The 22,445-nt window shown below is 72.4% G+C and carries 26 protein-coding genes; 7 read left to right on the forward strand and 19 right to left on the reverse strand.

The features are described from left to right. The 3 genes from AOK23_RS04040 to AOK23_RS04050 form a co-directional block, all read left to right on the forward strand. On the forward strand, positions 1-591 hold a 591-nt coding region (locus AOK23_RS04040; RefSeq protein WP_169800271.1), incomplete at its 5' end, for an ADP-ribosylglycohydrolase family protein. Next, positions 588-1,787 carry a CaiB/BaiF CoA transferase family protein gene (locus AOK23_RS04045; protein ID WP_055711369.1) on the forward strand — a complete coding sequence of 400 codons (1,200 nt, stop codon included), beginning with the start codon at positions 588-590 and terminating at the stop codon, positions 1,785-1,787. The genes AOK23_RS04040 and AOK23_RS04045, both read left to right, overlap by 4 nt. After that, positions 1,784-2,638 (forward strand): HpcH/HpaI aldolase/citrate lyase family protein, encoded by an 855-nt coding sequence (locus tag AOK23_RS04050; protein WP_055711370.1) that lies wholly within the window; start codon positions 1,784-1,786, stop codon positions 2,636-2,638. Before AOK23_RS04045 ends, AOK23_RS04050 begins: the two co-directional genes overlap by 4 nt. Before the next feature lie 103 nt (positions 2,639-2,741). Here AOK23_RS04050 and lgt read toward each other — a convergent pair whose 3' ends face one another. The 11 genes from lgt to hisI form a co-directional block, all read right to left on the reverse strand. Continuing rightward, a complete protein-coding gene (gene lgt, locus AOK23_RS04055; protein WP_079049282.1) occupies positions 2,742-3,836 on the reverse strand; it encodes a prolipoprotein diacylglyceryl transferase in 1,095 nt (364 codons plus the stop codon). 126 nt (positions 3,837-3,962) lie between these two features. Then, positions 3,963-4,739: a DsbA family protein gene (locus tag AOK23_RS04060; protein WP_055711372.1), complete on the reverse strand. Its 777-nt coding sequence runs from the start codon at positions 4,737-4,739 to the stop codon at positions 3,963-3,965. A 152-nt stretch (positions 4,740-4,891) separates the two neighbouring features. Then, a complete protein-coding gene (gene trpA, locus AOK23_RS04065) occupies positions 4,892-5,710 on the reverse strand; it encodes a tryptophan synthase subunit alpha (RefSeq protein WP_055711373.1) in 819 nt (272 codons plus the stop codon). After that, the gene (gene trpB, locus AOK23_RS04070) at positions 5,707-6,996 is read right to left on the reverse strand and encodes a tryptophan synthase subunit beta (protein ID WP_055711374.1); all 1,290 of its coding nucleotides are present in this window, start codon (positions 6,994-6,996) and stop codon (positions 5,707-5,709) included. Before trpB ends, trpA begins: the two co-directional genes overlap by 4 nt. 189 nt (positions 6,997-7,185) lie before the next feature. Then, the gene (gene trpM / locus AOK23_RS49350) at positions 7,186-7,527 is read right to left on the reverse strand and encodes a tryptophan biosynthesis modulator TrpM (protein ID WP_240496240.1); all 342 of its coding nucleotides are present in this window, start codon (positions 7,525-7,527) and stop codon (positions 7,186-7,188) included. Between the two features lie 9 nt (positions 7,528-7,536). After that, on the reverse strand, positions 7,537-8,346 hold the full coding sequence (trpC, locus tag AOK23_RS04080) for an indole-3-glycerol phosphate synthase TrpC (RefSeq protein ID WP_055711375.1): 810 nt from the start codon (positions 8,344-8,346) through the stop codon (positions 7,537-7,539). 219 nt (positions 8,347-8,565) lie between these two features. After that, entirely contained in the window at positions 8,566-9,030 is a 465-nt protein-coding gene (locus AOK23_RS04085; protein WP_055711376.1) for a DUF2752 domain-containing protein, read from the reverse strand. A 106-nt stretch (positions 9,031-9,136) separates the two neighbouring features. After that, the gene (locus AOK23_RS04090; RefSeq protein ID WP_055711377.1) at positions 9,137-9,412 is read right to left on the reverse strand and encodes an HGxxPAAW family protein; all 276 of its coding nucleotides are present in this window, start codon (positions 9,410-9,412) and stop codon (positions 9,137-9,139) included. Between the two features lie 165 nt (positions 9,413-9,577). Further along, positions 9,578-10,222, reverse strand: a complete 645-nt coding sequence (locus AOK23_RS04095; protein ID WP_055711378.1) for a TIGR02234 family membrane protein — start codon at positions 10,220-10,222, stop codon at positions 9,578-9,580. A 52-nt stretch (positions 10,223-10,274) separates the two neighbouring features. Next, positions 10,275-11,753, reverse strand: coding sequence for an anthranilate synthase component I (locus tag AOK23_RS04100; protein WP_055711379.1), 1,479 nt, complete (start codon positions 11,751-11,753; stop codon positions 10,275-10,277). An 11-nt stretch (positions 11,754-11,764) separates the two neighbouring features. Beyond that, complete coding sequence (gene hisI / locus AOK23_RS04105; protein WP_055711390.1) at positions 11,765-12,211, reverse strand: phosphoribosyl-AMP cyclohydrolase; 447 nt, start codon at positions 12,209-12,211, stop codon at positions 11,765-11,767. A 143-nt stretch (positions 12,212-12,354) separates the two neighbouring features. Here hisI and AOK23_RS04110 point away from each other — a divergent pair, with 143 nt between their 5' ends. Further along, the gene (locus tag AOK23_RS04110) at positions 12,355-12,990 is read left to right on the forward strand and encodes a TIGR03085 family metal-binding protein (protein ID WP_055711380.1); all 636 of its coding nucleotides are present in this window, start codon (positions 12,355-12,357) and stop codon (positions 12,988-12,990) included. 87 nt (positions 12,991-13,077) lie between these two features. On the opposite strand, the gene hisF is transcribed toward AOK23_RS04110, so the two are convergent. The 8 genes from hisF to hisD are packed head-to-tail and all read right to left on the reverse strand — an operon-like array spanning position 13,078 to position 18,862. Continuing rightward, positions 13,078-13,833, reverse strand: coding sequence for an imidazole glycerol phosphate synthase subunit HisF (hisF, locus tag AOK23_RS04115; protein WP_055711381.1), 756 nt, complete (start codon positions 13,831-13,833; stop codon positions 13,078-13,080). Between the two features lie 15 nt (positions 13,834-13,848). Continuing rightward, positions 13,849-14,253 (reverse strand): RidA family protein, encoded by a 405-nt coding sequence (locus AOK23_RS04120; protein ID WP_055512126.1) that lies wholly within the window; start codon positions 14,251-14,253, stop codon positions 13,849-13,851. Continuing rightward, positions 14,250-14,975 (reverse strand): bifunctional 1-(5-phosphoribosyl)-5-((5-phosphoribosylamino)methylideneamino)imidazole-4-carboxamide isomerase/phosphoribosylanthranilate isomerase PriA, encoded by a 726-nt coding sequence (gene priA, locus AOK23_RS04125; protein ID WP_055512123.1) that lies wholly within the window; start codon positions 14,973-14,975, stop codon positions 14,250-14,252. Before priA ends, AOK23_RS04120 begins: the two co-directional genes overlap by 4 nt. 3 nt (positions 14,976-14,978) lie before the next feature. After that, positions 14,979-15,656 carry an imidazole glycerol phosphate synthase subunit HisH gene (gene hisH, locus AOK23_RS04130; RefSeq protein ID WP_055711382.1) on the reverse strand — a complete coding sequence of 226 codons (678 nt, stop codon included), beginning with the start codon at positions 15,654-15,656 and terminating at the stop codon, positions 14,979-14,981. After that, the gene (locus AOK23_RS48350) at positions 15,653-15,817 is read right to left on the reverse strand and encodes a hypothetical protein (protein WP_055711383.1); all 165 of its coding nucleotides are present in this window, start codon (positions 15,815-15,817) and stop codon (positions 15,653-15,655) included. The genes hisH and AOK23_RS48350 overlap by 4 nt, the downstream gene beginning before the upstream one ends. Continuing rightward, a complete protein-coding gene (gene hisB, locus AOK23_RS04140; RefSeq protein ID WP_055711384.1) occupies positions 15,814-16,407 on the reverse strand; it encodes an imidazoleglycerol-phosphate dehydratase HisB in 594 nt (197 codons plus the stop codon). Before hisB ends, AOK23_RS48350 begins: the two co-directional genes overlap by 4 nt. Continuing rightward, positions 16,404-17,543 carry a histidinol-phosphate transaminase gene (locus AOK23_RS04145; protein WP_055711385.1) on the reverse strand — a complete coding sequence of 380 codons (1,140 nt, stop codon included), beginning with the start codon at positions 17,541-17,543 and terminating at the stop codon, positions 16,404-16,406. The genes hisB and AOK23_RS04145 overlap by 4 nt, the downstream gene beginning before the upstream one ends. Next, positions 17,540-18,862, reverse strand: a complete 1,323-nt coding sequence (gene hisD, locus AOK23_RS04150) for a histidinol dehydrogenase (protein ID WP_055711386.1) — start codon at positions 18,860-18,862, stop codon at positions 17,540-17,542. Before hisD ends, AOK23_RS04145 begins: the two co-directional genes overlap by 4 nt. Positions 18,863-19,045: 183 nt before the next feature. Here hisD and AOK23_RS04155 point away from each other — a divergent pair, with 183 nt between their 5' ends. From AOK23_RS04155 to AOK23_RS04165, 3 genes are all read left to right on the forward strand, one after another. Next, the gene (locus AOK23_RS04155) at positions 19,046-20,629 is read left to right on the forward strand and encodes a hypothetical protein (protein ID WP_055711387.1); all 1,584 of its coding nucleotides are present in this window, start codon (positions 19,046-19,048) and stop codon (positions 20,627-20,629) included. Between the two features lie 149 nt (positions 20,630-20,778). Next, a complete protein-coding gene (locus AOK23_RS04160; protein ID WP_055711388.1) occupies positions 20,779-21,837 on the forward strand; it encodes a hypothetical protein in 1,059 nt (352 codons plus the stop codon). An 11-nt stretch (positions 21,838-21,848) separates the two neighbouring features. Next, a partial coding sequence (locus AOK23_RS04165) for an LON peptidase substrate-binding domain-containing protein (protein WP_055711389.1) occupies positions 21,849-22,445 on the forward strand: 597 nt, incomplete at its 3' end.

Genomic DNA, 22,445 nt, shown 5'->3' on the forward strand with positions numbered 1-22,445 from the left:
GCCGACGTCCACGGCTGGACCCACCCGGGCGACCCGGCGGCCGCGGCCGAGCAGGCCCACCGCGACGCCACCCTCACCCACACCGCGAACGGCGTGTACGCGGCGATGTTCGTGGCGGCCGTCATCGCCGAGGCCGCCACCGGCGCCCACGACATCCACCACTGCCTGCGCACCGGCCTCACCGTCGTCCCCGAGCAGTCCCGCCTGGCGGAAGCGATCCGCCAGGCCCTGCGACTGGCCGCCGAGGAGCGGGACTTCGACCGGATCGTCGACGCACTCCACACCACCTACGCCGACCACCACTGGGTCCACGCCCTCCCCAACACGGCCCTGCTGACGGCCGCCCTCACCCACGCGGACGGCGACTTCACCGCCTCCGTGTGCCGAGCGGTGTCGGGCGGCTGGGACACCGACTCCAACGGCGCCACGGCGGGCAGCATCGCGGGCCTCCTCGCCGGTTCCCCGCGGGCGCTCCCCGACCGGTGGACAGCGCCCCTCAAGAACCGCCTGGCCACCTCGGTCGCCGACTTCGACGGCATCGGCTTCGACGCCCTGGCCCACCTCACCCACCGGGAGATCCGCCGCTCATGACCCAGGCGTACGACCCCCCGCTCCGCCATCTGCGCGTCCTCGACCTCGCCACGCTCTTCGCCGGCCCTCTCGCCGCCACGATGCTCGGCGACTTCGGGGCGGAGGTCATCAAGGTCGAGCACCCCACGAAGCCCGACCCGTCGCGCGGCCACGGCCCCTCGAAGGACGGCGTGGGCCTGTGGTGGAAGCTCCTCGGCCGCAACAAGCGCACCCTGACGCTGAACCTCTCGACACCGGGCGGCCGGGACACCCTCCTCCGGCTCGCCGCCACCTCCGACGTGATCATCGAGAACTTCCGCCCCGGCACCCTGGAGCGGTGGGGCCTGGGCTGGCCGGAGCTGTCCGCCGTCAACCCGCGCCTGGTCCTGGCCCGCGTGACCGGCTTCGGCCAGTTCGGCCCGTACGCGCGCCGCCCCGGCTTCGGCACGCTCGCCGAGGCGATGAGCGGGTTCGCCGCGATCACCGGGGAGCCGGACGCCCCGCCGGTGCTCCCGCCGTTCGGCCTCGCCGACTCGATCGCGGGCCTGGCTACGGCGTACGCGGTGATGACCGCGCTCGCCGCGCGTGACCGTACGGGCGAGGGGCAGACGGTGGACATGGCGATCATCGAGCCGATCCTCACCGTCCTCGGCCCCCACCCCCTCTGGTACGACCAGCTGGGCCACGTCCAGCCCCGCACGGGCAACCGCTCCGCGAACAACGCGCCCCGCAACACCTACCGCACGGCGGACGGTTCCTGGGTGGCCGTGTCGACCTCCGCCCAGTCCGTCGCGGAGCGGGTGATGCGCCTGGTCGGACGTCCGGAGCTGATCGACGAGCCGTGGTTCGGTTCGGGTGCGGAGCGGGCCCGCCACGCGGACGTCCTGGACGAGGCGGTCGGCGCGTGGATCGCCCGCCACACCCGCGAGGAGGTGGTCCAGGCCTTCGAGAAGGCGGAGGCGGCGGTCGCCCCCATCCAGGACGTGCGGGAGGTGATGACCGATCCCCAGTACCGGGCCCTCGACACCGTCACCACCGTCGACGACCCCGAGCTGGGCCCGCTGCGCATGCAGAACGTCCTCTTCCGGCTCTCCGCGACACCGGGCGGCATCCGCTGGGCGGGCCGCCCGCACGGCGCGGACACGGACTCGGTCCTGACCGAGCTGGGTCTGACCGGCACGGACATCGCGGCCCTCCGCGAGGAGGGCGCCCTGTGACCGCCCGTCCCGTCGCCTCCGTCCCGCTGACCTGGCTGTACGTCCCCGGCGACCGCCCCGAGGTGGTGGTCAAGGCGCTGGCCTCCGGCGCGGACGTCGTGATCGTGGACCTGGAGGACGCGGTCGCCGCCGACCGCAAGGAGTACGCGCGGTCCGCCACCGCCGAGCTGCTCTCGGAACCCCCGCCCCTCCCCGTCCACGTCCGGGTGAACGCCCTGGACACCGTGTACGCGGAGGACGACCTCAAGGCGCTGGCCCCGCTGTCCGGCCTGGGCGCCCTCCGCCTGCCGAAGATCTCGGCCGCCGCCGACGTGGTGCGCGTCGCGGAGCGCGCCGTCCCCGCCGACGGCGGGGCGCTGCCCCTCCACCCCCTGCTGGAATCGGCGCTCGGCGTGGAACGGGCGTACGAGATCGCCGCCGCCCACCCGTCGGTCCAGGGCATCGCGCTCGGTGAGGCGGACCTCCGCGCCGACCTCGCCGTCCGCGACGACCGGGCGCTCGACTGGCCCCGCTCCCGGGTGATCGTCGCCGCCCGCGCCGCGGGGCTGCCCTCGCCGGCGCAGTCCGTCCACCCGGACACCAAGGACCTCGACGGCCTGGCCCGCTCCTGCGCGCACGGCCGCTCCCTGGGGTTCCTCGGCCGGGCCGCGATCCACCCCCGCCAGCTCCCGGTCATCGAACGCGCCTACGCCCCGACCCCGGCGGAGATCGAATCCGCCGAGCACATCGTCGAGGCCGCCACCGCGAGGCCCGGTGCCCAGGCGCTCGCCACGGGTCACTTCATCGACCCGGCGATCCTGGCGCAGGCCCACCGCACCCTGACCCTCGCCCACCGCGCCACGAGAACCTGACCGGCGCCGGATCCGGAAAGCCGAACGCCCACCCGCCTGGCGAGGCGGGTGGGCGGGGAACATCCGTCGCGGGGCGGCGGATCACAGCGGTACGAGCGAAGCGTCAGCTCTTCTCGGCGGCCTGCGGCGCGTCCGAGACCTTCGCGTCCTTCTCGTCCTTCTCGTCCGTCTTCTCCTCGGTCGTCCCGGAAGCCTTGTCCGCGGACTTACCGGAGTCGGACGGCTTTTCCACGGTCTTCGCGGGCTTCCCGGACTCGGACTTCTTCTCCGTGGTCTTCGCGGGCTTCTCGGAGTCGGACGGCTTGTCTGCGGCTTCGGCGGTCTTCTCGGACTCCGTGTCCGCGTCCTTCTTCAGGGCGGTGGAGTCGTCGTCGCCGTCACCGGCGCCCGGCTCGACGATCTCCTCGCGCCCCGGCCGCTTCCGGGCCGACAGCACGATGTAGATCACGGCGAGCACGAACACGAACAGCGCGGTCCAGTTGTTGAGCCGCAGCCCCAGAATGCGGTGGGCGTCGTCGACCCGCATGTACTCGATCCAGAACCGGCCCGCGCAGTACGCGGCGACGTACAGCGCGAACGCCCGCCCGTGCCCGAGGCGGAACCGCCGGTCGGCCCAGATGACCAGCACCGCGACGCCGATGCACCACAGCGACTCGTACAGGAAGGTCGGGTGGTAGGTGCCCGGCATCCGCCCGTCCGTGGAGGACGTGATCTCCAGGGCCCAGGGCAGATCCGTCGGCCTGCCGTACAGCTCCTGGTTGAACCAGTTGCCCCACCGCCCGATCGCCTGGGCGAGAGCGATGCCCGGCGCGACGGCGTCGGCGTAGGCGGGCAGCGGGATGCCACGGCGGCGGCAGCCGATCCACGCGCCGACGGCGCCGAGGGCGATCGCGCCCCAAATGCCGAGGCCGCCCTCCCACACCTTGAAGGCGTCCACCCAGTCACGGCCCTCGCTGAAGTACAGCTCGTAGTCCGTGATCACGTGGTAGAGCCGGCCGCCGATCAGGCCGAAGGGAACGGCCCAGACCGCGATGTCGGCGACCGTGCCGGCGCGCCCGCCCCGAGCGACCCAGCGTTTGTTGCCGAGCCAGACGGCTACGAAGACACCGATGATGATGCAGAAGGCGTAGCCGCGCAGCGGGACGGGACCGAGGTACAGCACCCCGCGCGACGGGCTGGGAATGTAGGCAAGTTCCATGGCAGGGTCGACGCTACCCTGCCGGGCCCGGCCCACGGCGGGCAGCCCGGCAACGGGTCCATAACGCCACCCCATGAACTCCCGGACGCCACAGGGGTTCCCGTGGCCCCGGGCGCCCCCGCGGTCTCACCCCTGGGCGTTCTTCTCCACCATCTGCTTCAGCTTGGCCGGGGTCATCGACCGGTCGGCGTAGATGTTGGTGCCGTTGAGGAAGACGCTCGGGGTGCCGCCGTAGCCGCCCTTCTGGAAGGCCTCGTTCGACTTCGCGACCCAGGCGTCGTGCGTGCCCTTCTCCACGCAGGTGCGGAACGCGGCGGTGTCGAGGCCGTCGACCTTCTTCGCCAGGTCGATCAGCGTGCTGTTCCCCGAGAAGGCGTCGTCGGTCTCGGGCGGCTGGTTCTCGTAGAGCACGTCGTGGTACGCCGGGAACTTGCCGGCGTTCTGCGCGCACGCGGCGGCGTTGGCGGCCTTGCGGGAGCCGCTGCCGCCCATGTTCCCGTCGATCAGGGTGACGAGGCGGTATTCCACCTTCAGCTGACCGGCCTCGGTCAGTTCGTGGATCGTCGAGCGGTACGCGTCCTCGAAGGACTTGCAGGCCGGGCAGCGGAAGTCCTCCCAGACGGTGAGGGTGGACTTGGCGCCGGCGTCCCCCACGGGGAGCGCCAGGCTGTTCTCGCCGTTGGCCCCGGAGGGCGCCACGACCGGGCCCGAGGCGTCGCCGCCGTCGTCCTTGCCCGCGTTCGCCGCGACGATGCCGATCACGGCGGCCAGCCCCAGGACACACACCACCGAGGCACCCACGATCCACGCCCGACGGCGCTTCTCGGCGGCCTTCTGCTTCTCGCGCTCCTCCGCCAGCCGCTCACGGGCGGTGCGCTTTCCCTCACGGTTCTTCTCGCTCACATCCCGCAGAACGAACCGGGGAGGCGCACCGCGCCTCCCCGGTCCCACTTCCACCCCTTCGAGTGAGCGGATGACCCGTTACGTCCCGCCGGCCCCGTACGACAAACGGGTGAACGTCACGCGCCCCTCGTCCGCCGGGGCGGACGCGCCCGTCACACGCTCCGGCGCACGCCCTTGGCGAGGTCGCCGGCCAGCTCCCGTACGGCGTCCAGGCCGGCCGCCTCGTCCGGGGCGTCCAGCATCCGCTTCACGAAAGCGGAGCCGACGATCACCCCGTCGGCGAACCCGGCGACCTCGGCGGCCTGCTCGGCGTTGGAGACGCCGAGGCCGACGCAGACCGGCAGGCCGGAGCCCGTGGCCCGGGTGCGTTCCACCAGGTCCTGGGCCTGGGCGCCGACCGACTCCCGGGTGCCCGTGACGCCCATCAGGGAGGCGGCGTAGACGAAGCCGCTGCCCGCCGCGGTGATCTCGGCGAGGCGGGCGTCCTTGCTGCTGGGCGCGACCACGAAGACCGTGCCGAGGCCGTGCTTCTCGGCGTGCTCCCTCCACAGCGCCGACTCCTGGACGGGCAGGTCGGGCAGGATGCAGCCCGCGCCGCCGGCCTCCGCCAGCTCGGCGGTGAAGCGTTCCACGCCGTAGCGGTCGATGGGGTTCCAGTACGTCATGACGAGGACGGGCTTGCCGGTGGCCTCGAAGGCCTCCCGCACCGTGCGCATCACGTCCGCGATCTTGACGCCGCCGCGCAGCGCGATGTCGTCGGCGGTCTGGATGACGGGACCGTCGAGGACCGGGTCGCTGTGCGGCAGACCGACCTCGACGACGTCGGCGCCGCCCTCGAAGACGGCCTTGATGGCGGCGATACCGCCGTCGACGGTCGGGAACCCGGCCGGCAGATAGGCGATGAGCGCGGACCGCCCCTCCGCCTTGGCGGCGGCGAGGGTGTCACTCAACAGCTGGATGTTCCCGCTCACTTGGCGTCCCCCTCGATCTCGGCGGTGTCGGCGGCGTTGGCTGCGACCTCGGCGTCGGTCCCCTCGTCGTAGAGGCCGAAGTAGCGGGCCGCGGTGTCCATGTCCTTGTCGCCGCGCCCGGACAGGTTGACCACGATCAGCCCGTCCTTGCCCAGCTCCCTGCCGACCTCCAGGGCACCGGCGAGCGCGTGGGCGCTCTCGATCGCCGGGATGATGCCCTCGGTGCGCGACAGCAGACGCAGCGCCTGCATGGCCGCGTCGTCGGTGACCGCACGGTACTCGCCGCGGCCGCTGTCCTTGAGGTAGGAGTGCTCGGGGCCGATGCCCGGGTAGTCCAGACCGGCCGAGATCGAGTACGGCTCGGTGATCTGCCCTTCTTCGTCCTGGAGGACGTACGACCGCGAGCCGTGCAGGATGCCCGGCTCCCCGGCGGTCAGGGTCGCCGCGTGCTCGCCGGTCTCGACGCCGTGGCCCGCGGGCTCGCAGCCGATGAGCCGTACGGAGGCGTCCGGGATGAAGGCGTGGAAGAGGCCGATGGCGTTGGAGCCGCCGCCCACACAGGCGACGGCGGCGTCGGGCAGCCGGCCGGCGCGCTCCAGGAGCTGGCGCCGGGCCTCGACACCGATGACCCGGTGGAAGTCGCGGACCATGGCGGGGAAGGGGTGCGGGCCGGCGACCGTGCCGAACAGGTAGTGGGTGCGGTCGACGTTGGCCACCCAGTCGCGGAACGCCTCGTTGATGGCGTCCTTGAGGGTCCGGGAACCGGACTTCACGGCGACGACCTCGGCGCCCAGCATGCGCATACGGGCCACGTTGAGGGCCTGGCGCTGGGTGTCGATCTCGCCCATGTAGATGGTGCAGTCGAGGCCGAAGAGGGCGCAGGCCGTGGCCGTGGCGACACCGTGCTGGCCCGCGCCGGTCTCGGCGATGACCCGGGTCTTGCCCATGCGCTTGGTGAGCAGGGCCTGCCCCAGCACATTGTTGATCTTGTGGGACCCGGTGTGGTTGAGGTCCTCGCGCTTGAGGAACACCCGGGCGCCACCGGCGTGCTCGGCGAACCGGGGCACCTCGGTCAGCGCGCTCGGCCGGCCGGTGTAGTGGACGAGCAGGTCGTCGAGCTCGCGCGCGAACTCGGGGTCGGCCTTCGCCTTGTCGTACTCGACGGCGACCTCGTCCACGGCGGCGACCAGCGCCTCCGGGATGAACTTGCCGCCGTACGCGCCGAAGTACCCCTCGGCGCTGGGGACCTGACCCTCAGGGTCGGGAATGAAGAACTCGCTGGACATGCGCTTACCTCACAGGGGCAACGGCCCCGATGTCGAACGGACGATGAGAGGCCCATACAGGGACGTCACCGGGGACGAACGGCGCGGGGCAGCCGCGGGCGGCCGCTCGTGCGGCACCGCGGAACCGGCCGGAGCCGTACTCGTCCTCCGGTGGACAGGCGTCACCCGGTGTGCGGAGCGGAGATCGGCTCAGCTCACCGCGGGTGACACGGGCCGGGGCCATCGCATGCCGTTCACCTGGCCCGGCTCGTCACCGATGACATAGCGGACCCGGCGCCCGTGGACCCGGCGCGCGGGCGCCCGGCAGCCACGGGGACGGCACCCGCGCGCGAGGCGGGCGTAGGGGTCCCTGGTGGTCATGGTGAGCGAGAACATCGGGGCACAGCCTACCGGCCCGATCTCACCCGTGTGAGGGATACCGGGCTCGGTCGTACCGGCCATGGGCGAGGCCGTCGTGGCCGCCCGTACGCACCCCGCAGCCCCGGCCGGGACGTGCCCGGACCGGTCGGCGGCGGTGGTGCGGTCGGTCATGGCGCTCGGTCAGCTCCGGCCGTGGCGCAGCGCCGGGTGCTCACCGGCGGCGACGAGGTCGGCGACGGCGGTCTTCGGGTCCTTGCCGGTGACGAGCGACTCGCCCACGAGGACCGCGTCCGCGCCGGCGTTGGCGTAGGCGATGAGGTCGTGGGGGCCGCGGACGCCGGACTCGGCGACCTTGACGATGTGGTCGGGGATCTCGGGGGCGACGCGCTCGAAGGTGGAGCGGTCCACCTCGAGGGTCTTGAGGTTGCGCGCGTTGACGCCGATCACCCGGGCGCCCGCGTCGACCGCCCGGTCGACCTCGTCCTCGTCGTGCACCTCGACGAGCGGGGTGAGCCCGATGGACTCGGCGCGCTCGATCAGGGATTCCAGGGCGGGCTGGTCGAGGGCGGCGACGATCAGCAGGGCGAGATCGGCGCCGTACGCGCGGGCCTCCCACAGCTGGTAGGAGGTGACGATGAAGTCCTTGCGCAGCACGGGGATGTCCACGCGGGCCCGCACGGCCTCCAGGTCGGCGAGCGAGCCGCCGAAGCGGCGCTGTTCGGTGAGGACGGAGATGACCGCGGCGCCGCCCGCCTCGTAGTCGGCGGAGAGGCCGGCCGGGTCGGCGATCGCGGCGAGCGCGCCCTTGGAAGGGCTGGAGCGCTTGACCTCGCAGATGACCTTGACGCCGTCGCCGCGCAGGGCGGCCGCGCCGTCCTTGGCCGCAGGAGCCTTGGCCGCGCGCTCCTTGAGCTCTTCGAGGCTGACGCGGGCCTGCCGCTCCGAAAGGTCGGCACGGACTCCGTCGATGATCTCGTCGAGCACACTCACGCGAGCGGCCCCCTTTCAGACGGTTGCGTTCGTTGACAACGTTCGACAGTCAATTTTCGGCTGACGGGCGCTTCACAGGGTCCTGGCGGTTCACTGCGATGGTAGCCGGACCGGGGCACAGCTCTCGCATCCGGTTGACGGCGGTCCCTCCTCCACCCTCGAACCAGCTTCGCTCGGCTCGGGCGGGAGGTGCCCCCATCCTGGACCTTCCCCGTTCGATCAAGGGTGAAGCCATGCGCCGAACGGCAGGTTCCGGACGACCGTGAAGGCCAGCACCGACGCGCCGAGCGCCCACAGGGCCGCGGGCCGGAGTTCGAGTCGCATCGGCCGTCCGCGGGCCGCCCGGACCACCCATACGGTCCACAGCGCCGCCAGGGCCAGAAAAGCGGCCACCGCCAGCGCGTTGTCCTGGACGGCGGTGGCGAGGTCGCCGTGGGCGAAGGCGTGGGCGCTGCGCAGCCCGCCGCAGCCCGGGCAGTACAGGCCGGTGAACCGCCAGAGCGGGCAGACGGGGTAGTGGCCGGGTTCGTTCGGGTCCACGGCCGCGACATACGCGAAGGCCCCGCCGACGGCCGCGAGCGCGGCGGCGGGGATCCAGAGCCGTCGCAGCGCGCCGCCCGGGGCGGCCCGAACGGCGTGCGGGGGCGGCGCGACTGGCTGGGGCTCGGCGTTCACACACCGCATTGTGCCCGGCGGACGCCGCAGGCGCGCGTGAGGGCGGCCGGGCGCCCCCGGGACGAACCGGACGGCCGGGTGCCCCGAGGCGGACCGGACCGCCCCGTGCGGAACGTCAGCCCTTGGCGGGGACGGGCTCGCCGCTGATGGCCTTGGCCTCCGCCTTCGCGGCACCGGACCAGTCGTCGCCGTGCGTCGACTTGGCCTGGCCGAGGCCCATCGACTTCATGATCATGCCGACGACGCCGCCGAGCAGGACGATGACCATGCCCGCCCAGAATCCCAGCGGTTCGGCCATCACCATGTAGGCGCCCGAGACGCAGAAACCGATGAAGGCGATGGTGACGCCGGTCCAGGCGGCCGGGGTGTGGCCGTGGCTGCTGCCCGCCATGACGTTGCTCCTCGTTGCTCAGTTGCGCAGTTGCTCGGTGCGAGTGACTGCTCGTGCGTGTCGCTCGATGCGTGGCGCTCGATGCCTGTGGTGAGCCGGACGCTCGGCGTCCATTGTCCCGTACGCCCACGAGTGCCTTGAGCGGGGGTCCGCCCCTGGATCTGACTAGATCGGGTCCGGTCCCGTGGGGTCCTCGCCCCGGTCCAGGGCCTTCCACATGTCCTCGGGGCGGTCGGGGTCCACCGGCTTGGCCTTGCGCTGCCGGGGGGTGCCGTCGCGCTCGTAGCGGCCGGACATCCCGGGCCACAGCCGTCCGTACCGCAGGGCGAGCAGCCCGGCGAGCAGGATGAGGGCGCCGCCGACCGCCGCGACGTACGGCCAGCCGGTGTGGCTGAGCGCGTCGACGGTGGCGGAGGTGTCGCCGGAGGCCTCGGCGGCCTTGTCGTCGAGGGCCGAGCTGTCGTAGGCGCCGAACAGCGCCGCGGCGACGGTGCCCGCGCCGGAGAGGGCGAGCAGCACGGCGACCAGGACGCGTCCGGAGCGGCGGACGGCGAAGACGGCGACGAGCGCGGCGAGGCCCACGATGGCGAGGGCCGCGGGCACGCCCGTGACGTCGCTGCCCTTGGCTGTCAGCGGGAAGGCGCCGCCGGCCACCGACGCCGTGCCCTCCGACCAGCGCTGGCGGGTGGCGAGCAGCGCGACGGCGGCGCCGAGCGCGCCGCTCAGCAACGCCAGGGCGAGGCTGCGCCGGCCGGATCGGACGAACGCGGGCTCGGAACGGGGGTGAGGTACTGCGGTCACGTACTCCACTATCGCCTGAACCCCGGGTGGGTTGTCACCCGGGGTTCACGTGAGAAGCGCCCTATTGTCCGAGCCGGTTCGCCGTGTGCACGGCGCGCAGCACGGCAGCCGCCTTGTTGCGGCACTCGGTGTCCTCCGCGACGGGGTCGGAGTCGGCGACGATGCCGGCGCCGGCCTGGACGTACGCCGTGCCGTCGCGCAGCAGGGCGGTGCGGATGGCGATGGCGGTGTCCGAGTCGCCCGCGAAGTCGAGATAGCCGACGCAGCCGCCGTACAGGCCGCGGCGGGAGGGCTCCAGCTCGTCGATGATCTGCATCGCGCGCGGCTTGGGGGCGCCGGAGAGGGTGCCCGCGGGGAAGCAGGCGGTGAGCACGTCGAACGCGGTGCGGCCGGCGGCGACGCGGCCGGTGACGGTGGACACGATGTGCATGACGTGGGAGTACCGCTCGATCGACATGAAGTCGACGACCTCGACCGAGCCCGGTTCGCAGACCCGGCCCAGGTCGTTGCGCCCCAGGTCCACGAGCATCAGGTGCTCGGCGCGCTCCTTGGGGTCGGCGAGCAGTTCGTCGGCGAGGGCCTGGTCCTCCTGCGGGGTGGCGCCCCGGTGCCGGGTGCCGGCGATGGGGTGGACCATGGCCTGTCCGTCCTCGACCTTGACGAGGGCCTCGGGCGAGGAGCCGACGACGTCGAAGCCGTCGAACCGGAACAGGTACATGTACGGGGACGGGTTGGTGGCCCTGAGAACGCGGTAGACGTCGAGGGCGCTGGCCGTGCACGGGGTCTCGAAGCGCTGGGAGGGGACGACCTGGAAGGCCTCGCCCGCGCGGATGCGCTCCTTGATGTCCTCGACGGCCGCCTGGAAGTCGGGGCCGCCCCATCGGGCAGTGTACTCGGGCAGCTCGGAGGGCGGGAGGACCGCCGGGGGCTGGGCGACGGGCCGGGTGAGGTCGGCCTGCATGGCGTCGAGGCGGGCGACGGCGTCGGCGTAGGCCTCGTCGACGCCCGTGTCCAGGTCGTTGTGGTTGATGGCGTTGGCGATGAGCAGGACCGAGCCCTCCCAGTGGTCCATGACCGCCAGGTCGCTCGTCAGCAGCATGGTCAGCTCGGGCAGCCGCAGGTCGTCCTGCTCGCCGGGCCCGATCTTCTCCAGGCGGCGCACGATGTCGTAGCCGAGGTAGCCGACCATGCCGCCGGTGAAGGGGGGCATGCCCTCCTGGTGCGGGGTGTGGAGCGCCTCGATGGTGGCGCGCAGGGCGGCGAGGGGGTCGCCGTCGACCGGGACGCCGACCGGCGGGGTACCGAGCCAGTGCGCCTGGCCGTCCCGCGCGGTGAGGGTGGCGTGGCTGCGGACGCCCACGAAGGAGTAGCGGGACCACGAGCGGCCGTTCTCCGCCGACTCCAGGAGGAAGGTGCCGGTGCGCTCGGCGGCGAGCTTGCGGTAGAGCGCGACCGGGGTGTCGCCGTCGGCGAGGAGCTTGCGGCTGACGGGGATGACACGGCGGTCGGAGGCCAGCTTGCGGAACGTCTCGAGGTCCATGGCGGCTGACCTTACTGATCCAGCGGCGGTACGCCGGAATCGGCGCCGCCCTCGACGGCCTTGAGGACGTCCTCGTCGAAGCAGGTGCGGGCGCCGGTGTGGCAGGCGGCGCCGACCTGGTCGACCTTGACGAGGACCGTGTCGGCGTCACAGTCCAGGGCGACCGACTTCACCCACTGGAAGTGGCCGGAGGTGTCGCCCTTCACCCAGTACTCGCGGCGGCTGCGCGACCAGTAGGTGCAGCGTCCGGTGGTGAGGGTGCGGTGGAGCGCCTCGTCGTCCATCCAGCCGAGCATGAGCACCTCGCCGGTGTCGTACTGCTGGGCGATGGCGGGCAGGAGCCCGTCGGCACTGCGCTTGAGGCGCGCGGCGATCTCGGGGTCCAGCGCGCTGGGAGCGCCGGGGCCGCTCGGTGCTCCGGGACCGCTGGGGCTGCTGGGGGACGGCGTGCTGGTCATGCGTGCCATTGTGCCGCGCCGCGGCGATCGGCCCCGCCCGTTGTCCACAGGCCGGACCGTATCGTCGTACGAACAACCGGCCAGGCCGCGCGTCGGCGGGGCCTGCCCTGGGCTGCCGGGGGTGGCGGTCGTAGGCTGGCGGCATGTCGACCCATGCCAAGCGTGAACGGCTCCTCTTCGCCGACCTGTTGGAGACTTCGGGCCCCGATGCCCCCACCCTGTGCGAGGGCTGGACGACCCGGGATCTGGCCGCGCACGTGGTGGTGCGCGAGCGTCGCCCCGACGCCGCCGGGGGCATCCTCATCAAGCAGCTCGCCTCCCGCCTGGACCGGGTGATGGCGGAGTTCGCCGCGAAGCCGTACGAGGAGCTGATCCAGCTCGTCCGTACCGGCCCGCCGCGTTTCTCGCCCTTCTCCCTCAAGCAGATCGACGAGGCGTCCAACACGATCGAGTTCTACGTCCACACCGAGGACATCCGCCGCGCCCGGCCCGACTGGTCGCCGCGCGAACTCGACCATGTCTTCCAGGACGCCCTGTGGTCCCGGCTGGAGCGCACCTCCCGCCTCATGGGCCGGGGCTCCCCCACCGGTCTGGTCCTGCGCCGCCCGGACGGCCGTACGGCGGTGGCCCACCGGGGGACCCCGGTCGTCACGGTCACCGGCGAGCCGTCGGAGCTGCTCCTGTTCCTCTACGGCCGCCAGCAGGTCGCCGACGTGGAACTGGACGGCGAGAAGGAAGCGATCACCAAACTCCACGAGACCAAGCAGCTGGGCATCTGACCGGGCTCCGTCCCGGCGGCCGTGCCCACAGCTGAGCCCCGGCCACCCAGTGACCGGGGCTCAGCTCTCCGTGGAACCGCGGCGGGGTCACCGCACCGGGTGGCCCGCTTCCCGGAGCACGTTCTTGACCTCGCCGATGCGGAGGTCGCCGAAGTGGAAGACCGAGGCGGCGAGGACGGCGTCGGCGCCCGCCTCGATGGCCGGGGGGAAGTCCGTGAGCCTGCCCGCGCCGCCGGAGGCGATGACGGGGACCGTGACGTGCTTGCGGACGGCGGTGATCATCTCCAGGTCGTAGCCGTCCTTCGTGCCGTCCGCGTCCATCGAGTTGAGCAGGATCTCCCCGGCGCCCAGCTCGGCGGCCCGGTGGGCCCACTCGACGGCGTCGATGCCCGTGCCCTTGCGGCCGCCGTGGGTGGTGACCTCGAAGGAGCCGGACTCCGTGCGCCGGGCGTCCACGGACAGGACCAGGACCTGGCGGCCGAAGCGCTCGGCGATCTCGCGGATCAGGTCGGGGCGGGCGATCGCCGCGGTGTTCACGCCGACCTTGTCCGCGCCCGCCCGCAGCAGCTTGTCGACGTCCTCGGCGGTGCGGACGCCGCCGCCGACGGTCAGCGGGATGAAGACCTGCTCGGCGGTGCGGCGCACCACGTCGTAGGTGGTCTCGCGGTTGCCGGAGGACGCGGTGATGTCGAGGAACGTCAGCTCGTCGGCGCCCTCGGCGTCGTACACCTTGGCCATCTCGACCGGGTCGCCCGCGTCACGCAGGTTCTGGAAGTTGACTCCCTTGACGACCCGGCCGTTGTCCACGTCCAGGCAGGGGATGACTCGGACCGCCAGGGTCATGAATCCACGGCTCCTTCAGGAAGGCCTCTGGCCCTTGAATGCTTCGACTTCTACTTCGACGAGGATGCGCGGGTCGAAGAAACCGTCCACGACCAGCAGGGTCGCGGCGGGACGCACCGGCTCGAACAGTTCCCGGTGGGCCCGCCCGACCGCGTCGACGTCCCGCAGGTGCGCCAGGTACATCCTCGTCCGGATCACGGACTCGGCGCCGAGCCCGAACTCGCCGAGCGCCTCGACCGCGCTGGTGAAGGCCACCTTGGCCTGTTCGTAGGGGTCGCCCTCCCCGTACAGCACGTCGCCCTTGAAGGACGTGGTGCCCGCCACCAGCACGCGGTCGCCCGCCGCGACGGCGCGCGCGGAGCCGAAGGACTCCTCCCAGGGACTCCCGCTCTGCACCCGCCGCACGGCATCGGACGTCATGACGACACAGCCTCCAGGGCCTCTTCCAGGGTGAACGCCTTCGCGTACAGGGCCTTCCCGACGATGGAGCCCTCGACACCGAGGGGTACCAGCTCGGCGATGGCACGGAGGTCGTCGAGGGACGACACGCCACCGGACGCCACGACCGGGCGGTCGGTGACCGCGCAGACGTTGCGCAGCAGCTCCAGGTTGGGGCCCTGGAGGGTGCCGTCCTTGGCGATGTCGGTGACGACGTACCGGGCGCAGCCCTCCTTGTCGAGGCGCGCCAGCGTCTCGTAGAGGTCGCCGCCGTCGCGGGTCCAGCCGCGGCCCTTGAGGGTCGTGCCGCGGACGTCCAGGCCGACCGCGATCCTGTCGCCGTGCTCGGCGATGACCTTGGCGACCCACTCGGGGCTCTCCAGGGCGGCGGTGCCGAGGTTGACGCGGGTGCAGCCGGTGGCGAGGGCCTTCTCCAGGGAGGCGTCGTCCCGGATGCCCCCGGACAGCTCGACCTTGATGTCCATGGCCCGGGTGACCTCGGCGACCAGCTCACGGTTGTCGCCGGTGCCGAACGCGGCGTCCAGGTCGACCAGGTGCAGCCACTCGGCGCCCGCCCGCTGCCAGGAGAGGGCGGCCTCCAGCGGGGAGCCGTAGGAGGTCTCCGTGCCGGACTCGCCGTGCACGAGGCGGACGGCCTGGCCGTCGCGGACGTCGACGGCGGGGAGGAGTTCGAGCTTTGCCATGGTCTACAGGGTTCCGATCCAGTTGGTCAGCAGCTGGGCTCCGGCGTCGCCGGACTTCTCGGGGTGGAACTGCGTGGCCCACAGGGCGCCGTTCTCGACGGCCGCCACGAAGGGCTTGCCGTGCGTCGACCAGGTGACCTTGGGCGCGGTGAGGTTCGGGTTGTGCGTCTCCAGGGACCAGTCGTGGACGGCGTAGGAGTGCACGAAGTAGAAGCGGGCGTCGGCGTCGAGGCCGGCGAACAGCTCCGAGCCGGCCGGGGCGTCGACGGTGTTCCAGCCCATGTGCGGCACGATCTCGGCCTGGAGCGGCTCGACCGCGCCGGGCCACTCGTCGAGGCCCTCGGTCTCCACGCCGTGCTCGATGCCGCGCGCGAAGAGGATCTGCATGCCGACGCAGATGCCCATGACCGGGCGTCCGCCGGCGAGCCTGCGGTCGATGATCCAGTCGCCGCGCGCCTCCTTCAGCCCCTTCATGCACGCGGCGAACGCGCCGACGCCGGGCACCAGCAGTCCGTCCGCGTTCATCGCCGTGTCGAAGTCACGCGTTATCTCGACGTCGGCTCCCGCGCGCGCGAGGGCGCGCTCGGCGGAGCGGACGTTGCCGAAGCCGTAGTCGAAGACGACGACGCGTTTGGCGGGAGTGGTCGCGGTGGTCCCCGGTCCCGTGTTCTCGGTGCTCAATTCCACACCTCCAGCCTCATGACGCCCGCGACGAGGCACATCGCGGCGGCGATGGAGAGCAGCACGATGAGGCCCTTCGGCATCTGCTGCTTGACGAAGGAGATGATCCCGCCGACCAGGAACAGACCGACGACGATCAGGATGGTCGAGAGGCTGTTCACAGCGCGCCCTTCGTGGAGGGCAGGATCCCGGCCGCGCGCGGGTCGCGCTCGGAGGCGTAGCGCAGGGCGCGGGCCAGCGCCTTGAACTGGCACTCGACGATGTGGTGGGCGTTGCGCCCGTACGGCACGTGCACGTGCAGCGCGATCTGGGCCTGGGCGACGAAGGACTCCAGGATGTGCCGGGTCATCGTGGTGTCGTACTCGCCGATCATCGGCGCCATCTTCTCGGGCTCGGTGTGCACGAGGTAGGGGCGGCCGGAGAGGTCGACGGTGACCTGGGCGAGGGACTCGTCCAGCGGGACCGTGCAGTTGCCGAAGCGGTAGATGCCCACCTTGTCGCCGAGGGCCTGCTTGAAGGCGGCGCCCAGCGCGAGGGCGGTGTCCTCGATGGTGTGGTGGGAGTCGATGTGCAGGTCGCCCTCGGTCTTCACGGTGAGGTCGAACAGTCCGTGCCGGCCGAGCTGGTCGAGCATGTGGTCGTAGAAGCCGACCCCGGTGGAGATCTCGGTGCGGCCGGTCCCGTCGAGGTTTATCTCGACGACGACCGACGTCTCCTTGGTGACCCGCTCCACGCGTCCAACGCGGTTCATGCGCTCTGCTCCTCCGGGGGTGTGGGGGGGTTCCCCACATAGCTCAGTAGTTCACGTACCGCGTCGAGGAACGCGTCGTTCTCGGCCGGGGTTCCGGCGGTCACCCGCAGCCATCCCGGTACGCCGTTGTCCCGGACCAGGACGCCCCGGTCGAGGATCTCCCGCCACACCTTGTGCGCGTCGTCGAACGTCCCGAACTGCACGAAGTTGGCGTCGGACTCGGTGACGTCGTAGCCGATGGCGCGCAGCTCGGCGACCAGCCGGTCCCGCTCCGCCTTCAGCTGCTCGACATAGCCGAGGAGGGTGTCGGTGTGCTCCAGGGCGGCCAGGGCGGTCGCCTGGGTGACGGCGGAGAGGTGGTAGGGCAGCCGTACGAGCTGGACCGCGTCCACGACCGCCGGGTGCGCGGCGAGGTAGCCGAGGCGCAGTCCGGCGGCGCCGAAGGCCTTGGACATGGTGCGCGAGACGACGAGATTCGGCCGTCCTTCGAGCAGCGGCAGCAGGGAGTCGCCGTGGCTGAACTCGATGTAGGCCTCGTCGACGACGACCATGGACGGCTTCGCCGCCTGGGCGGCCTCGTACAGGGCGAGGACCGTCTCCCGGGGGACCGCGTTGCCCGTGGGGTTGTTGGGGGTGGTGACGAAGACGACGTCGGGCCGGTGCTCGGCGATGGCCCGCTCGGCCGCCGCGAGGTCGATCGTGAAGTCGTCGTGGCGGGGGCCGGAGATCCAGCCGGTGCCGGTGCCCCGCGCGATGAGGCCGTGCATCGAGTACGACGGCTCGAAGCCGATGGCCGTGCGGCCGGGGCCGCCGAAGGTCTGCAGCAGCTGCTGGATGACCTCGTTGGAGCCGTTGGCCGCCCAGACGTTCGTCACGTCCACGGCGAACCCGGAGGTCCGCGTCAGGTACTCGGCGAGCCGGGTCCGCAGTTCCACCGCGTCCCGGTCGGGGTAGCGGTTGAGGTTCCGTGCCGCCTCGCGCACCCGCTCCGCGATCCGCTCCACCAGCGGCTCGGGCAGGGGGTAGGGGTTCTCGTTGGTGTTCAGCCGTACCGGGACGTCGAGCTGGGGCGCGCCGTAGGGGCTCTTGCCGCGCAGTTCGTCCCGGACGGGGAGATCGTCGATTCCGAAGCTCACTGACCAGGTACCTTCCAGCCGAACCGTGCCTTGATCGCCGCGCCGTGCGCGGGCAGGTCCTCCGCCTCCGCGAGCGTGACCACGTGGTGCGCGACATCGGCCAGTGCGTCCCGCGTGTAGTCGACGATGTGGATGCCGCGCAGGAAGGACTGGACGGACAGACCTGAGGAGTGGCAGGCGCAGCCGCCGGTCGGGAGCACGTGGTTGGAGCCTGCCGCGTAGTCGCCGAGCGAGACCGGCGCCCAGGGGCCGATGAAGATGGCGCCCGCGTTGACGACGCGCTCGGCGACGGCCGCGGCGTCCGCGGTCTGGATCTCCAGGTGTTCGGCGCCGTAGGCGTTGACGACCCGCAGGCCCTCGTCGATGCCGTCGACCAGGACGATCGCGGACTGCCGGCCCGCGAGGGCGGGGCGGATCCGGTCCTCGATGTGCTTGGTGGCCTCGACCTGCGGGCCCAGTTCCTTCTCGACGGCGTCGGCGAGCGCGACGGAGTCGGTGACGAGCACGGCGGCGGCGAGCGGGTCGTGCTCGGCCTGGCTGATCAGGTCGGCGGCGACGTGCGCCGGGTCGGCGGTGTCGTCCGCGAGGACCGCGATCTCGGTGGGGCCGGCCTCGGAGTCGATGCCGATGACGCCGGTGAAGTAGCGCTTGGCGGCGGCCACCCAGATGTTGCCCGGCCCGGTGACCATGTTGGCCGGCGGGCAGGACTCGGTGCCGTACGCGAACATCGCGACGGCGGTGGCGCCGCCGGCCGCGTACACCTCGTCGACGCCGAGCAGGGCGCACGCGGCGAGGATCGTGGGGTGCGGCAGTCCGCCGAACTCGGCCTGCGCGGGCGAGGCCAGCGCGATCGAGGGGACGCCCGCCTCCTGCGCCGGGACCACGTTCATGATCACGGAGGAGGGGTAGACCGAGCGGCCGCCGGGGGCGTACAGGCCGACGCGCTCGACCGGCACCCACTTCTCGGTGACGGTGCCGCCGGGCACGACCTGGGTGGTGTGGGTGGTGCGGCGCTGCTCGCGGTGGACGAGGCGGGCGCGGCGGATGGACTCCTCCAGGGCCGCGCGGACGGCCGGGTCGAGCTGGTCCAGCGCGTCCGTGAGGGCCTCGGCCGGGACCCGCACGGAGGTGAGGCGTACGCCGTCGAACTTCTCGGCGAAGTCGATCAGCGCCGCGTCCCCGCGATGATGCACGGCCTCGCAGATCGGACGCACCTTCTCCAGGGCGGCCGAGACGTCGAAGTCGGCTCGGGGCAGCAGGTCGCGCAGGGCGGGTCCCTTCGGGAGGGCGTCGCCGCGCAGATCGATTCGGGAGATCACACGCCCAATTCTCTCAGACCTCGGTCGGCGGCTGTCCGCACGTTCCAATGGCTGATACGCGTCGACGGCAGAACCCGGAAGATCCTCTTCACGTCTAGCGTTCGGGGCGTCACTCAGCGGGCATCACCAGCATGAACTGTTGTGCGATACACACGAGTGACGGAGACGGAGGAAGGAACAGCCGTGACCGAGGGTGCCGCCATCCGGGACGACGGGGACATCCCGGACGACCTCACCGCCGCCGAGGCCGGTATGTGGCAGGCGTTCCGCAACGGCAGCGTGTACGACCTCCGCAGCGGCGCCGCCGCCGAGGACGATCCGCACGGCGGCCACCCCTGGGGCCCGGAGCGGACCGTACGGGCGCGGATCGTGGCCTGGCTGCTGCTGGACGGGCCGCCCGCCCTGGCCGGCCGGGTGTCCGCGCTCAAGCTGGTCGGCGTGCAGATCAAGGGCGTCCTGGAGCTGGCGGGCGGCCAGGTGGTGCCGTACGTGGAGATGAAGGGCTGCCGCTTCGAGAAGGAGATCCTGCTGCCGGAGGCCCGGTTCACCACCGTCCGGCTGGTGGACTGCTCGGTGCCGCGGCTGGAGGCGGCCCGGCTGCACACGGAGGGCGATCTGCATCTGCCGCGCTGCCGCTTCCACAACGGGGTGCGGCTCGCCGACGCCCAGATCGGCACCGATCTGCTGCTCAACCAGGCGGTCGTCTACCGCGACCGGCACGGCCGCTCCCTGTCCGCCGACGGTCTCAGCGTCGCCCAGGACGTGCAGGCGGAGATGCTGGAGTCGCACGGCGAGCTGAGCCTGCGCGGGGCGACCGTCGGCGCCTCGCTCAGCCTGCGCGGCAGCCGGCTCGCCAACCCCTACGGCCGCCTCGCCCTGAACGCGCCCCAGCTGACCGTCGAGCGCACCCTCTATCTGACCCCCGCGGGCGTCGGCAATCCGCTGTACACCAGCGGCAGCACACCCGCGCGCGGCACCCGCGTCCAGCGGTTCGAGTGCCAGGGCGGGATACGGCTGGACGACGGGCGTTTCGGGGACGCCGTCGACCTGGAGCGGGCCAGATTCACCTTCACGGACGAACAGGAGCTGTCCCTGCGCCGGGTCCAGGTGCCCGAGCTGCGCTTCCTCGGCGAGCGGCCCGAGCGCGGCAAGGTCGTGCTGTCGGGCGCCCGGGTCGGCGTCCTCATCGACCGGGCGGACAGCTGGCCGGGTCCCGGCAACCTCCAGATGGGCGGCTTCCAGTACGAGAACCTGGTGCCCCGCGACCGGTTCCCGCTGGCCGGACGGCTGGAGTGGGTGGCGGCGGCGACCCCCGAGTACCAGCCGGAGCCGTACGAGCGGCTCGCGACCGTGCTGCGGGCCAGCGGCGACGACGAGGGCGCCCGCGACGTGCTCCTCGCCAAGCAGCGCCACCGCCGGGAGAACCTGCCGCTCGCGGCCAAGCTGTGGGGCTACGCGCAGGACTGGACGGTGGCGTACGGGTACCGGCCGGGACGGGCCGCCGTCTGGATGGCGCTGCTGTGGGCGCTCGCCTCGTACGCCTTCTCCCACGCGGACCACCCACCGATGAAGAGCGGTGAGCACCCGCACTGGAGTCCGTCCCTGTTCGCCCTGGATCTGCTGCTCCCGGTGATCGACCTCGGCCAGGTCGGCTACTGGCAGCTGCGGGGCGGCTGGCAGTGGCTCGCGGTGGTGGTGATCCTGCTGGGCTGGATCCTCGCGACGACGGTCGCCGCGGGCGCCACACGGCTGCTGAGCAGGAACTGAAAAGGTTGTGAAGAGGCACAACCCGAGCCGCCCGCGCTCCGTCTTCCCCTCGAACCACCGACCACCACACCACCGTCGAGGCGTTGTACCCAGACGGTGAGCACCGGTCCCGCCGAGCGGACCGGCCGGGCGCAGAGGGGGCGCGCCACATGGACCTGCTGCGTGCGCTCGTGCGCACGGCCCGGATGGCACGGCACACCTCGGGCCTCGCCGACGGTCTGCCGGCCGACGACGACGTGCTGCTCGACGCCCCCGACGAGCGGCTCGGACCCGCGCTGGTCGCGGCCGGCCGGGGTGAGTACGCGCACGCGGCCCGGCTCCTCGCGACGACGCGGGAGGCGGTGGAGTGGGAGAACCGCGACCGGTACGCGCTGCGGCTCGCCGCCTTCGCACGCGCACGCGACCCCTGGCTGCGCGAGTGGCGGCGCGCCGCCCCGCACGACCCGGACGTCCTGCTGGTCAGAGCCGAGCTGGCGGTGACCCGCGGTTGGCACTCCCCCGCCAGGGTGGAACTGCTCCGCGAGGCGGGCCCGTTGATCATGGCGGCCGCCGAGCGCGAGCCGCGCGACCCCGTGCCGTGGCGGATCGCCCTGGACCACGCGCGGGGCATTGGCGTCGACCGCGCCGGCTTCGAGCGGCTGTGGGCGGAGGCCGTCCGCCGCTCCCCGCACCACTACGGCTGTCATGTCGCGGCCCTGAAGTACCTCTCCGCCGCCTGGTACGGCTCGCACCCGGAGTGCTTCGACTTCGCCGAACGGGCCGCCGAGGACGCCCTGCCCGGCTCCCTCGTCCAGGCCCTCCCAGTCCGGGCGGCCTTCGCCCATCTCGTCGACGGTGGCGGCCCCGAAGTGGGGCGCGCCCGGCTGGACGAGGCGGCGGACCGCGCCATCGCGCTCTCCGCCGCGTACGAGCCCGGCGACCCGTGGCCCGCCGAGGTCCGCAATCTCCTCACCTATGTCCTGGTCCGTCTCGAACGCTGGCCGGACGCCCTGGAGCAACTGCGCAGGATCGGCCCGTACGCCACCTCGTTCCCCTGGGACCGGGTCTCCGGCGATCCGCTGGGCCAGTTCCTCCAACTGCGGGACGGGGTACGGCTGGAGGTGGCGTCCTCGATGCCGCTGCTGACGCGGTCCCAGAAGCGCGCCGGGAGGCCCGCGGCAAGGTCACAAACCAGTACGAGCGAACGCGCGCACCCCGACGGCGACTAGGCTCTGGCCTCGTGACCACCGTCCGGCTGCCGCTCTTCCCCCTGAACTCGGTGTTGTACCCGGGGCTCGTGCTTCCTCTGAACATCTTCGAGGAGCGCTACCGCGCCATGATGCGCGAGTTGCTGAAGACCCCCGAGGACGAACCCCGCCGCTTCGCCGTCGTCGCCATCCGCGACGGCCACGAGGTCGCGCCGAGCGCGCCCGGCATGCCGGATCCGACGGCTCTCCCGGAGCGCGGCCCGACCGCCGGCTTCGGCGACGACCCGGCCAAGGCGTTCCACACGGTGGGCTGCATCGCCGACGCGGCCACCATCCGGGAGCGCGACAACGGCACGTTCGAGGTCCTCGCCACCGGCACGAACCGGGTCCGGCTGCTCTCCCTCGACACGACAGGACCGTTCCTCGTGGCGGACCTGGAGGAGCTGCCGGAGGCACCCGGCGACGAGGCGGGCGCGCTCGCCGAGGGCGTGCTGCGGGCCTTCCGGCAGTACCAGAAGCGTCTGGCGGGGGCGCGGGAGCGCTCGCTGTCGACGGGCGCGGACCTGCCCGACGAGCCGGCCGTGGTGTCGTACCTGGTCGCCGCGGCGATGATGCTCGACACCCCGGCC

Origin of the sequence: Streptomyces torulosus (assembly GCF_001419765.1) — a bacterium.
GTDB lineage: Bacteria > Actinomycetota > Actinomycetes > Streptomycetales > Streptomycetaceae > Streptomyces > Streptomyces torulosus.

Bases quoted from the DNA above. Each gene is read 5' to 3' on its own strand.
- AOK23_RS04045 (WP_055711369.1), top strand. From the start codon at position 588: ATGACCCAGGCGTACGACCCCCCGCTCCGCCATCTGCGCGTCCTCGAC.
- lgt (WP_079049282.1), bottom strand. From the start codon at position 3,836: ATGGAACTTGCCTACATTCCCAGCCCGTCGCGCGGGGTGCTGTACCTC.
- trpB (WP_055711374.1), bottom strand. From the start codon at position 6,996: ATGTCCAGCGAGTTCTTCATTCCCGACCCTGAGGGTCAGGTCCCCAGC.
- trpM (WP_240496240.1), bottom strand. From the start codon at position 7,527: ATGACCGACCGCACCACCGCCGCCGACCGGTCCGGGCACGTCCCGGCC.
- AOK23_RS04085 (WP_055711376.1), bottom strand. From the start codon at position 9,030: ATGCGGTGTGTGAACGCCGAGCCCCAGCCAGTCGCGCCGCCCCCGCAC.
- AOK23_RS04090 (WP_055711377.1), bottom strand. From the start codon at position 9,412: ATGGCGGGCAGCAGCCACGGCCACACCCCGGCCGCCTGGACCGGCGTC.
- AOK23_RS04100 (WP_055711379.1), bottom strand. From the start codon at position 11,753: ATGGACCTCGAGACGTTCCGCAAGCTGGCCTCCGACCGCCGTGTCATC.
- hisI (WP_055711390.1), bottom strand. From the start codon at position 12,211: ATGACCAGCACGCCGTCCCCCAGCAGCCCCAGCGGTCCCGGAGCACCG.
- AOK23_RS04110 (WP_055711380.1), top strand. From the start codon at position 12,355: ATGTCGACCCATGCCAAGCGTGAACGGCTCCTCTTCGCCGACCTGTTG.
- hisF (WP_055711381.1), bottom strand. From the start codon at position 13,833: ATGACCCTGGCGGTCCGAGTCATCCCCTGCCTGGACGTGGACAACGGC.
- AOK23_RS04120 (WP_055512126.1), bottom strand. From the start codon at position 14,253: ATGACGTCCGATGCCGTGCGGCGGGTGCAGAGCGGGAGTCCCTGGGAG.
- priA (WP_055512123.1), bottom strand. From the start codon at position 14,975: ATGGCAAAGCTCGAACTCCTCCCCGCCGTCGACGTCCGCGACGGCCAG.
- hisB (WP_055711384.1), bottom strand. From the start codon at position 16,407: ATGAACCGCGTTGGACGCGTGGAGCGGGTCACCAAGGAGACGTCGGTC.
- AOK23_RS04160 (WP_055711388.1), top strand. From the start codon at position 20,779: ATGGACCTGCTGCGTGCGCTCGTGCGCACGGCCCGGATGGCACGGCAC.